This window comes from Methanogenium sp. MK-MG (assembly GCF_009914725.1).
GTDB lineage: Archaea > Halobacteriota > Methanomicrobia > Methanomicrobiales > Methanomicrobiaceae > Methanogenium.
The window spans coordinates 1-11468 of record NZ_JAAAWJ010000062.1 but is presented as its reverse complement, the minus strand read 5'-3'; the positions used below and the strand labels follow the sequence as shown (position 1 = coordinate 11468).

At 50.7% G+C, this 11468-nt stretch carries 11 protein-coding genes; 6 read left to right on the top strand and 5 right to left on the bottom strand.

Translation table 11 applies throughout. From position 1 onward, the window contains the following. Together MKMG_RS08745 and MKMG_RS08740 are read right to left on the bottom strand one after the other, a co-directional pair. Nucleotides 1-615 (bottom strand): Fic family protein (locus MKMG_RS08745; RefSeq protein WP_165077365.1); only part of this gene is annotated, 615 nt, incomplete at its 3' end. A 189-nt stretch (nt 616-804) separates the two neighbouring features. Next, the gene (locus tag MKMG_RS08740; RefSeq protein WP_165077363.1) at nt 805-1485 is read right to left on the bottom strand and encodes a MarC family protein; all 681 of its coding nucleotides are present in this window, start codon (nt 1483-1485) and stop codon (nt 805-807) included. 253 nt (nt 1486-1738) lie between these two features. Between MKMG_RS08740 and MKMG_RS08735 the strand changes: the two genes are divergently transcribed. Continuing rightward, nucleotides 1739-2443: a hypothetical protein gene (locus MKMG_RS08735; RefSeq protein WP_165077362.1), complete on the top strand. Its 705-nt coding sequence runs from the start codon at nt 1739-1741 to the stop codon at nt 2441-2443. A gap of 410 nt (nt 2444-2853) precedes the next feature. Here the strand turns inward: MKMG_RS08735 and MKMG_RS08730 are convergent, their stop codons facing one another. Next, nucleotides 2854-3084: a hypothetical protein gene (locus MKMG_RS08730; protein WP_165077360.1), complete on the bottom strand. Its 231-nt coding sequence runs from the start codon at nt 3082-3084 to the stop codon at nt 2854-2856. Nucleotides 3085-3308: 224 nt separating this feature from the next. Between MKMG_RS08730 and MKMG_RS08725 the strand changes: the two genes are divergently transcribed. The 3 genes from MKMG_RS08725 (at nt 3309) to MKMG_RS08715 (ending at nt 7036) form a co-directional block, all read left to right on the top strand. Further along, nucleotides 3309-3791: a GbsR/MarR family transcriptional regulator gene (locus MKMG_RS08725; protein ID WP_165077358.1), complete on the top strand. Its 483-nt coding sequence runs from the start codon at nt 3309-3311 to the stop codon at nt 3789-3791. Between the two features lie 254 nt (nt 3792-4045). Continuing rightward, nucleotides 4046-5476 (top strand): MFS transporter, encoded by a 1431-nt coding sequence (locus tag MKMG_RS08720; protein ID WP_254059150.1) that lies wholly within the window; start codon nt 4046-4048, stop codon nt 5474-5476. A 303-nt stretch (nt 5477-5779) separates the two neighbouring features. Next, complete coding sequence (locus tag MKMG_RS08715) at nt 5780-7036, top strand: ABC transporter substrate-binding protein (protein WP_165077356.1); 1257 nt, start codon at nt 5780-5782, stop codon at nt 7034-7036. Between the two features lie 224 nt (nt 7037-7260). Here the strand turns inward: MKMG_RS08715 and ablB are convergent, their stop codons facing one another. Further along, the gene (gene ablB, locus MKMG_RS08710) at nt 7261-8130 is read right to left on the bottom strand and encodes a putative beta-lysine N-acetyltransferase (protein ID WP_165077354.1); all 870 of its coding nucleotides are present in this window, start codon (nt 8128-8130) and stop codon (nt 7261-7263) included. Beyond that, entirely contained in the window at nt 8120-9433 is a 1314-nt protein-coding gene (gene ablA / locus MKMG_RS08705; protein ID WP_165077352.1) for a lysine 2,3-aminomutase, read from the bottom strand. The genes ablB and ablA overlap by 11 nt, the downstream gene beginning before the upstream one ends. A gap of 468 nt (nt 9434-9901) precedes the next feature. Here ablA and MKMG_RS08700 point away from each other — a divergent pair, with 468 nt between their 5' ends. Together MKMG_RS08700 and MKMG_RS08695 are read left to right on the top strand one after the other, a co-directional pair. After that, the gene (locus tag MKMG_RS08700) at nt 9902-10669 is read left to right on the top strand and encodes a PP2C family serine/threonine-protein phosphatase (protein ID WP_165077350.1); all 768 of its coding nucleotides are present in this window, start codon (nt 9902-9904) and stop codon (nt 10667-10669) included. Nucleotides 10670-10674: 5 nt separating this feature from the next. After that, a partial coding sequence (locus tag MKMG_RS08695) for an FHA domain-containing protein (RefSeq protein ID WP_165077348.1) occupies nt 10675-11468 on the top strand: 794 nt, incomplete at its 3' end.

The following is an 11468-nucleotide window of genomic DNA, read 5'->3' as shown; positions in this document are numbered from 1 at the left end:
TGCAGGATAATTTCGTTCGATTAAATACAGACAGGTAAGGAGGCGGGCAACTCTGCCATTCCCCTCAGTGAACGGATGAATGTCAACAAAACGGTGATAGAAAAAGGCTGCAGTCTCTATCGGATGCAGTCTGCTCTTCTGCACATTAGAGATCAGCTGATTCATCAGCTTCATCACCTCCGTCCAGTTGGGGTGGGCCTTTCCGGCGCCGACGACCCTGATATTTGTCCTCCGGTATTTCCCGGAATCTTCAGGATTTGCTGTGGTAACAACCTCATGAATACTCCGGATGGTCACATGGCTTATTGGTGCCTCCTCTGTTGCCAGTCTCTCCATCAGTTCAAAGGCCTTTGCGGTATTGGTCGCTTCAAGATACTCCTGAAGTGATCTTCCTTCGATTGTCAGGCCTTTGGTTACAATTAATTCTGTCTCGGAGAGACTGAGGGTATTTCCGGCTATCGCATTGGAATGATACGTATGCAGCAGCTTCATCTCTTCATTCCGTTTCCGTATCACATCCGCCGGAAGAGGCGGCATCGAATGGAGCAGTGCCAGCTTCTCTTCGATGCGCAGCAGAAGTTCTGACGGTATCGTATTGGTATCGTTATTGGACATATGGTAAATTATCCGATACCACACATCATAAAGTATGTTGCAGTCCGGAACACTGTTCTCATCCACTGCTTTTGCGATGAAATCTGAAAACGGGAAAATATTTCTGGAATGTCCGGGAGAGCATCTTTACAAAAAAAGGCGTAACCGTTCACCCCGAAGATGCCGCAACCACAGACATACCAAAGCCGACTACGAATTCACGGAAAGATTGGAATGGATATAGTTTGCCACCATATCACCGGCACCTTCTGCAAACATCTGGACCGCGATGCCGAGAAGGATGATCCCGAACACCCGGACCACAATCTCAAGCCCCTGTGGCCCCAGGACCCGCATGATGACGCCTGATGCAAGATTGCAGACGATGATCATCAGGCAGATGATGGCAACAACGCCGACGGCATCGATCAGAAAACCACCCGCAATCGCCTTCTGGCCGTAAAGGACGGAGACTGTGATCGTCGCTGCCCCCACATATATAGGGATGACAAGGGGGACGAGGATCGTCGGTATAAAGGCCTCGGCTGCCTGCCAGGGAGTTTTACCACTGTCAGATGATGTGGCTTTATTCACCCGTTCGGTATGTGTCCCGCTGATCATCGACATGGCGATGGTGAACAGGATGATGGCGCCTGCAATCTGGAAGGCGGGAAGCGATATTCCAAAAAAGGAGAGCACCGAAGAGCCGAAGAACATGCAGAGCAGAATCGTTGCAAAGATGATCGGGCCGAGCAGGATGGCGATGGCCTGGCGTATGCGTGTGCTGGTCGCATTGGCGGTGTACATGATGAAGAACGGTATGTTGCCGATGGGATTTGCAATGGCAAAAAGCGCCGCAAAGAAGGCAACAAAGAAGGAGACCTGATCCATGTGGAACATAAACCTGACAGCGTAATGAAGGTTTGGAAAACACTCCGGGGGCACGCAGAGACTGCGGGGTGTTTGAATCCGGCCCCTCCCTCTCCGGTCACGGTTCATCAATGGCAGAGTGTCTGCGTTGTGATTACGAAGGAGGGAGTATACACACAGAAGCAATTCTTTTTTGTCCATACGGGCCCGTGGCATTCACGTTTCAGAAGAGTGGTATCAAAAATATAATCAGTATACCACACCAGGCATATATATGTACAAAAATACTGCCCTGAGGGCAGCTATCCTCCTGGGAGTGGCAGTTCTGTTGATTTTTAGTGCCGGGTGCACTGCTGCTGATGATGGCAAAGCGAATGCAACATCAGATACGTCATATACTACGGTTAGTGTAGGTGAGATTGCAGAGAGTCTGGCGGATAAAGGCCCCATTACCGCAGGTCTGGATCTGGACAGTACGACATTCTACACTGACTCGGTCTATTACTACGGAATGACAAATATTGATGGGCCGAATGGCACGAACGTATTTGGGGATTCCCCCAAACAGAACCCAGAGTTCATAAGCGCAATAAATAATGAGTTCGTGGGCTATTATATGCCAAAAAATGCAGCCATAGATGTCGTTCGGATGCACAGGGAACGGGGCGACACGGCAATATTCATCACAAAGAAGCACAGTTCTCCGGAGGAGAGGATATCTGATTATATCGGGGTAATATTCGGCATTGAGAATCCGAAAGTAATCTTCACCAACGGCACGTCAAAGACACTTTTCATCAATGCAGAGCATGTATCTGTCTATTACGGAGACTCGGATGGTGACATTACGGACTCTCAATCAGCAGATAACTGCACACCGTACCGGTTTATGCGAAATAAGATGACCCTGCAATATAACGATTTAAACTACAGCCTGGGACAGTATGGCGAGAGTGTGGTAGAGAATTCAGATTGCTGATATTCTCTCGTTCTCTTATTTCAAATCAGATATTTTGTTTTTCGGTTGTGAGCGGATACCAGTCACCGGTCATTTGCAACACATATCTTTTGCTGCCAGAAATAAGCTGCCGGGATGCCTAATTTCCGGCAGATACTATGCATTTTTCCGGCCCACAAATCCCCCTCAAAAACCACAACGTGACAGTACCTAATACCCTGCATTTCCCTTCTGCAGATCCGTTCTCTCCAAACCGGACCATATCTCTTAATTTGATAATCACTCACCTGTCTCTGCCGCCTGAACATGGTCTTTCCCACAGACATCCCGGATCCAGGGTTACATCCCCACAGACATATTGGAATGAACAAATGTGGCCACCATATCCCCGGCCCCTTCTGCAAATATCTGTACTGCGATGCCGAGGAGGATTATTCCACCAGGACAACAATCTCAAGTCCCTGCGTCCCCATAACCCGCATGATGACATCTGAGGCGAGATTGCAGGCAATGATCACCAGACAAACTATGGCAAAGACACCAATGGCATCAACTAAAAACCACCTGCAATCGCCTTCCGGCCGTAGAGTACAGAGACCGTGATCGTCGCTTCCCCCACATAGATGGGGGGGGGTGACAAGAGGGGTGAGGATCGTCGGCATAAAGGCTCCAGCTGCCTTCCAGAGCGTTGTATCACTGTCAGACGATGTAGTCTTATTCACCCGTTGGGTGTGCCGGCACGAGAGAGAATGTGCCTCACTGCATATCCCGTCAGGAACAGGAATACGGACAAAATTAAGCGTTTTTCAGTTCGAATCGTAAACAGAGATCCTCTTTTCAGGATTTATCATAATTACTAAATGAATCCCATGCCAAACAGATACACATGGATGACTGCGACCATGCATTTGTTTCGTACTATCAGAAAATCGGCAGGGCATATGGCATGGATGATCTCTCTGTAAAGATCTTTGCTCTTCTTTTCGTAAGCCCGACGGAAATTTCCCTTGAAGATCTGGCAAAAGAGACGAGATACTCACTTTCATCCGTCAGCAACAAGGCAAAAATGCTTGAAATGAACAACTGGATCACCAGAGTCAGAAAAGCCGGTTCAAAAAAGGTCTTCTATTATACAGAAAAAGACATGATGACAAGCATTCTTCGGATAATGGAGAGAGTGGGATCTGTTGAAGCAACAGCAGCAAAAGCCGAGATTCCGACAATCATCAGCCATCTTAAATCTCATGATATGAGCGATGAGGAAAAGGAAAAGATCGAAATTCTCCGGATATACCTCCATGATATGCAGACACTTGATAAAATAATTCAGGAATGGAGAGACATGATCGCCAGAATGCGGGATAAGTAGTCTTCGTTTTACTTTTTTTCCATAGCACATGCAGGTCAGGTTCAGCAGGTTTATATCTTTTTAAACTTTTAACTAATAGTAAAAGTTGAGTGAGATATGGCTTCAGCATCGATATACACCCCCACACATTTTCCTCAGATTCCCGGTAAAAATTGGAAGTCTTTTGCGTCCGATGATCGCAGGACACCCAAAAATCCCCGGTGCAATTTTCATCAGGAACAGGCTGGAACAACAGATCCCAGGGCAGTTATGGTATGACAGATTCCAAAATAAGTCAGATAATAACAGATCCCCACCGCCAAAAACTCCTCTTAGGGGCAGTCTCTCTTGGGGTAATTATGGACGGACTCGATGGCTCGATTGTGAACATTGTCCTCCCCCAAATCGCCACAGATTTCAACACAGACGCCGGAACAATTGCCTGGGTCATCATTGCCTATCTCCTTATGTTGGCAGGTTTCCTCCTCGTCTTTGGAAAGATCGCAGATCGTGGCCTCATGAAAAAGATCTTCATCAGTGGATTTATCATATTCACCCTGTCATCTTTCATCTGCGGTATCTCCCCTGATTTGAACACCCTCCTTGCCGGCCGGGTTATCCAGGGACTCGGCGCAGCCATGATCGCTGCTGTAGCGCCGCTTATCTGTGTTCGGTACCTCCCCCCACACATGCTCGGGGTTGCCCTTGCAGTCATCGCTGCCTCAAGTTCAATTGGCTTTGCAGCAGGCCCCCCTATTGGTGGAATCCTCACCCAATATCTATCATGGCACTGGATCTTCTTAATCAACATCCCGATAGGAATCATCGGAATACCCTTTGTCCACAAGGTCATTCCAAAAGACCCCCCGGCAGGAGAAAAAGTCCCATTTGACTACACCGGAGCGGTCACGCTGTTTGGAGCAATGGTCTTTGGCATCTTTGCAATCAAGGAAATTGCGGTTCTCAGCATGACGGATCCGCTGATTCTCGTCAGCACAACACTCTGTGTGATATGTTTGTCACTCTTTGTCATCAGGGAACTGACAACACCATCGCCATTCATCAATATACGCATTTTCAGCAAATGGCAGTTTTCTGCTGTCACAGTGGCATTTCTGCTTATCAACATCGTATTCATGGGAGTAATGTACCTTCTGCCGTTCTATCTTTCTGCAGCAATGAATTTTGACATGGCAACGAGTGGTATGTATCTCTTAATTCCCCCGTTGATTACCTGCATCATCAGCATCCCGTTTGGCAGATTATCGGATATGTACGGCCGCAGGTGGTTTGTTATCGCCGCCTGCCTGCTTTTAATCGCTTTTAATGCCATATATGCTGTGATTCTGCCTGAAGCAGGGACTATTCCTCTGATTATTGCGCTCATATTAATGGGGACTGTCTTTGGGATTGCTTCCGGCCCGGCCCCAAGCAGAATTATTGAAACTGCTCCAAAAGGTGAGGAAGGAACCGGTTCCTCACTTATGATCACCGCCATTTACCTCGGCGGGGTAATCGGAACCGCACTTTATGCAATGATCTTCACCTTCGCAACCGCCTCAGACGGTGTGGTGGCGTTTGCTGATCTCGATTCCGCAACCTTCCTTTCCGGTTTCCACGTTACGATTTTTGTCGGCCTCATCATTTCAGTGCTCCCGCTGATACTCTCTGCAATTGTTAAAGATGAGAAAAAGGTGTATAAATGATACCATTTTTCATGACCGGGCAGATTGCCATAGGGCAACCTTACAGGGCGTATCCCTGCATCGTGAAGGTAAGTTAAGATGGCCTGCCTGGTGTCATCTTTCAGGGACTCGTCTTGTCCGATACACGCATAATCCGAAAATTGATGGAAACCAACCCTTATTAAGGCGAATATTGTTTCATCCGGGATCTTCCCCATAAATAATCGATTGATTCCGAATGGATTTTAGAGCATGTCCGACCAGATCACCGCGCACTCTGATATAAAAACATAACGAATATTACCTCAACCGGGAAAAAAACGTATGAGAAGGAAGATATCAGCAATCATGCTCATCATTCTTGCAGCAGTCGTCTTCTGCTGCGGGTGTACCGGAACAGAGGCCACTGCCGTTGCACAGGACGGAGTGCAGGAGAACACCGTTGGAATACTCCTGCCTCTTTCCAGAGACTTTGCAGAGGCAAGCCGGGTCGCCCTTGAGGAGGCTGCCGTGGATATCAACGACTACTTTGCTTCAATTGGCTCGGACTACCGGATACGACTGGTCGTTGAGGACACGCAGACCGACCCTGCCGTCGCGCTTGAGAAGTTTCAGGCGTTTGACAAGCAGGGGATCAAAGTCGTCATCGGGCCGGGTTCCAGCGCTGAACTGGAGGCGATCCGGACGTATGCCGATGAACATGGGATCATCATCGTCAGCACCCTGAGTACGGCACCGTCGCTGGCAATCGAGGGCGACAATGCCTTCCGGTTCGTGTCGCCGGACACCTTCCAGGCAGATGCAATGGCAAATTACCTGGAAGAGGACGGGATGACGGCAGTCGTGCCAGTCTGGCGTGGAGATATCTGGGGCGATGAACTCCGGAACCTGACGGCAGCGGCGTTCGGGAAACGTAGCGGCACCTTCCTCGACGGAGTCAGGTATACACCGAATTCGCAGGATTATACCAATGTGGTTGCAGAGCTCGATCGTAAGGTCGGTCGGGCCATCGCAGCACAGGGAAAGGAGAGGGTCGGCGTCTACGCGGTCACCTTCAGCGAGGCGGCAGCGATCATGACAGCAGCAGCAGAGACAAAGAACCTCACACAGGTTCGGTGGTATGGGTGTGACAGCAACACCCTCCTCAGCTCATTGACGATGCCCGGTGATGCCGCCCGTTTTGCGGTGCAGACAGATTTCACCGGCCCGGCATTCTGTGACGCCACCTTTACTTCCAGCGATGAGACCACCTATCGGGAGATGCAGGATCGGTTGGGTCGACAGCCCGACGGTTTCTGTCTGGCATCCTACGATGCACTCTGGATTGTAGCCCTGACCCGGACACAGACTGATTCGACGGATGTGTCAGAGCTGAAAAGAGCTTTAACAGAGATGACAGCGAAAATAAGCGGCCCCTTCTGCTCAGTGGTGGATCTGGATGCTGCCGGGGATAGGTCTACCGCACATTACTGTTTCTGGTCGGTAAAGGCAGATGGCGATGCATCCCGGTGGGTTCCGGTTGCCCGGTACGACATCTGGTCTGAAGGCATCGCTCCAATACTAAAACCGATTCCTGCCTGAAGGTCGGGGAAATACCCGACCCCACTTTTTTCAAACCATGTCGATGGTTTCCATACTTCTTTGCGTGTTCGAATGACGGGATGGATACACAGAATTCAACCGTGTAACCCATCCCGGAAATAGCAATACCAGCAGACAGAAACAATAAAAAAGAGAATCACTGGTATCCGGCTATCATGCGGGGGCCAGGGCAGTATCTATGGTATTCCCCGGATATCCCCTTCTCAGCTGTCCCTGTGATGGGTTACTTCCCCGTCAAGAGACCGGTACCACACGTTCATGCTCTCAAAGGCACCGCAGATATTCGTGTTATTGACCAGTGTTCCGCCGAACCGGTATCCGGCACGGGCAAAGGTGATGTTGATTGGATAGAAGGTCGCTCTCGCGATAGTAAAAGAGGTGCGTATACCGCAGCGTCTCATCTCCTCCTCCATTGCTGTCAGCAGGGCCGGGCAAAGTCCCATTCCCCGGCATGCAGGATGCGTCGCAAAGTCCGTCATCTCCACATTTTTGCCAGTCAAATCTACCTCCGCTGAAGAGGCCGCCACCACCCTGCCCCCTGCCCGAACGATAAAATAGTGGATATTGTCGTCCATCGTCTCCCGGAGATAGGCAGGGTCGTGGATGGGGAACGGATAGGTCTCAAACACTTCCTTATACAGCGCGGCTAACGCATGCAGATCCTCTTGTTTTGCTTCTGCAATCACAAAATCTGATGAAATACCACCATTTTGGCAGCCATCAGACTGTGACATGGCGGCCCTGAGCAGATCATCGGTAAGAGGCGTCACCTCGCCAGGGTCTGCCCGTAAGAGTTCGGGGTATCGTGCAAGAAACCAGCCATCCTCCATTCCTTCATACATACCGGGCACATGGGCTTCAACCCGGTAGCCAGCTGCAAGAAAACGGTCTTTTGCAGAGGCCGGGACTTTGGCAAAGAGTTTAGAGTAGTGATACTGTTCTGCAAGTGCCTCTATTGCCGGTATGATGGTCTCGGTATCTTCGGAAACGAGCTTCATCAGGTAGACACGGTCATTGCTGGGGCCGTGCTGTATAACAGATGATCCCAGACGGGTGACAGTATCACTCTTCATTGCGCCTTTCTACCCGCTCGTTATCCTGAGGAATCAACATGTAGGTCTTATCGTAGTCGGAGAGCAGTCTTTCGATTCCAATTCCTTTCGACTCGTTAGCGTCATCCAGTTTCAGCTGCAGCGTGCACGCCTCACAGTTTCGGTCGCAGTAGATCTGCTGATAGTTATCCGGTTCACGATAGGTGGAGATGACCCCTTCATAGTTCCGCAGCACCACCTTGTTCGTTGACCACGATATGATGTAATTGGGCATCACCGGAATCTTGCCGCCTCCGCCGGGGGCGTCGATGACATAGGTCGGGACAGCAAACCCGCTCGTATGGCCGATGAGGCTCTCGATTATTTCGATGCCTTTGCCAACGGGAGTGCGGAAGTGAGCGAGCCCTTCAGAAAGGTCGCACTGGTAGAGGTAGTAGGGGCGAACCCTCTCCCGGACGAGCTTATGCATAAGACTCTTCATAATCCGTGGGCAGTCATTGACACCGGCAAGCAGCACCGTCTGGTTGCCGAGGGGGATACCCGCATCGGCGAGTTTCCTGAGTGCCTCTTTCGATGAAGCTGTTATTTCCCGCGGGTGATTGAAGTGCGTATTGAGGTAGATGGGGTGGTGTTTTTTGAGCATCCCGACAAGCTCGTCGGTGATGCGGTAGGGAAGAACCACCGGGACACGGCTGCCTATTCTGATCACCTCAACATGGGGAATGGCCCGCAGTTCAGTAAGAATCCAGTCAAGATACGCGTCAGGCAGCATGAAAGGGTCGCCTCCCGAGAGGAGGACATCTCTTACGGCAGGATGCCCGGCGATATAGTCCAGACCCTCGCGGATGGCCGCCTTGTTGGGGATGGAGTCGATATCTCCTACCTTCCGTTTTCGGGTGCAATGGCGGCAGTACATGGCACAGAGATTGCTCACCAGGAACAGCACCCGGTCGGGATACCGGTGGGTGATGCAGGCAGCGGGGCTGTCCGTATCTTCAGCAAGGGGATCAGACATGTCACAGTCTTCGATGATGAGTTCGGACTCAGACGGGAAGGCCTGCATGAAGACGGGATCGTTTTCATAATCGTCTGCCTCGATAAGGGAGAGGTAATAGGGTGTGATGCAGAGCGGGAAGGTTGCAACGGTCTCCTCAAGCTGTGCCCGTTTTTCCGGCAAAAACCGGATGCCCAACAGATGTTCAACGGTAGAGATGTCTTTAACAGCATGGCGAATCTGCCAGTTCCAGTCTTTCCATTGGGAGGCCTGTGAGGTGGGATCAATTTTTGCAGCGATCTGCTGCTGATTGGATGAATAGATTGTCATACGATGAAAAACCAGGATACATTTTGGTGGACCTGTACTTCTCTTGTTAACCCCATATATGTGTTGCGGAGGAATCCACTGATTTGAGCCTAAATAGCAAAAATGACTCCAATTTGGACCTATTTCCGTGTGTGTCGTTGAATGCCGTATTGAAGAACAGGTTGTCGGAATATTCAGGATTAGGTCGTATTTTGGCAAAATAATTCAATTTAGGGGCGTTTTATCCATTTCATCCCGCAATTGCAAATTTTCTGTGCAGGAAAAACGAATCGACCCCATATCTATCGTTATTTTTCGGTTAAACAAACACATGAACTATATATTTTTGTATACTGACACGGATGCATGAGCTAACATGTTCCCCCCATCCACGAATATCATCTACCGGATATGACCAGTATACAACCAATACCATTTCCCACATTTATATGCCGTGAAGACCATACTCATGTCAATACGAGTCGACAGATGAGATCAGACACAGGAATTCACGAACGATTTGAATACAGCACCCGCTCCATTGCCGGTCTGCGGCTGGTTAACGAGGATGCCTGGTGCGCCGCCCCAATGGATGAGGGCCTAATCTGTGCCGTTGCCGACGGGATAGGCGGCCATGAAGCAGGTGACGTAGCATCCGGCCTTGCGATTCGCATATTCGAAGAGACCGTCCGGGAGGGGGAGATCATCGCAGGCGATCATGAAACGACAGCAGAGTTACTCAGAAGAGGCCATACCCTCGCCCACGAGGCCATCCTGAAACAGGCCACAGGAAGATGTGCAGGCATGGGCACGACGCTTGTCTCCGCCTGTTTCGGGGACGGGACAGTCACTCTGTGCAATACGGGGGATTCCCGCTGCACGCTCATACGCACGGGAACGGTTCTGCCGCTGACAAAGGATCACTCCTTTGTACAGGATTTGGTGGACAGGGGTTTAATCACACAGGAAGAGGCTGCCTCCCACCCGATGAAAAATATCATCACCCACTCGCTGGGGGGTGATTTCATCGCCGACTGCACCGCCCACCCCCTCTGCACCGGTGACACACTGGTCATCTCATCAGACGGCCTGCACGACTATGTATCACGGGAGATGATGATTGCGGCAGGAGAGGCGCAAAATACAGAAGACGCGGCCCGACTCCTCATGGATGAGGCTGCCAAAACGTCGACTGACAATATCACCCTGATTGTCGTCATGGTGCATGGCGAAGCGATACTCCGGGAAGATAAGTGAGTGACATGACATATTCAGAAGATTATGCCAATGCAAAGACGCTGATGATGACCGAGGATCAGGACTACTATGAAGACCTCTCCAAATACCTCAATGTACTCTCAAATCCCGTACGCCTGCATATACTCAAGATAATCGAGCACACCCCGAAGGAGGCCAGCGAGATTGCCACCGGAATCGGCACCTCCTATGTGAATACCAAAAAACATCTCGAAAAGATGCTCACCGCAGGTATCATCACCAAGGAGGCGGGGTTCGGCCGGGCCACCTCCCGCGGGTCGCTTCCCGTCTGGAAATACACCACCCGGCCCGGTGGCATCGAGGAGATCATCCGCAACCTCGGGTTATTCTCCAATCTGGATATCGATATCAGGGGAAGCGAGCTGGCAGCAAAGGTGGAGGAAGCCCGGCGGATGGTCTCCCGTGAATATGCAGGGGAAACCCCGGTTCTCTTCGTCCTCGGCGGGCCTGCGGACGGACAGACCCTGCCGCTCTCTGAAGATACAACCCGTATCGGCCGGGAGGAGAAACGCCTGGGACTCCTGACGACAGAGAATACTCCATCTGCCATTCAGTATGTTCCGCCGGGAACGCTCACCGGCGATGCCAGTATTGTTGTCTCCCGTGATTTCGACCTTGTCACCCGCATATCCCGGCCGCACGCCGAAATACGAAGAAAGACTGACGGCTGGTATATTACCGACCGGGGAAGCACCGGTGGCACCTACCTGAATGACAAACCGTGTGAGGCGAACAGTGAGGTGCGGCTGATGGCGGGCGATATCATTGACCTTGCCCG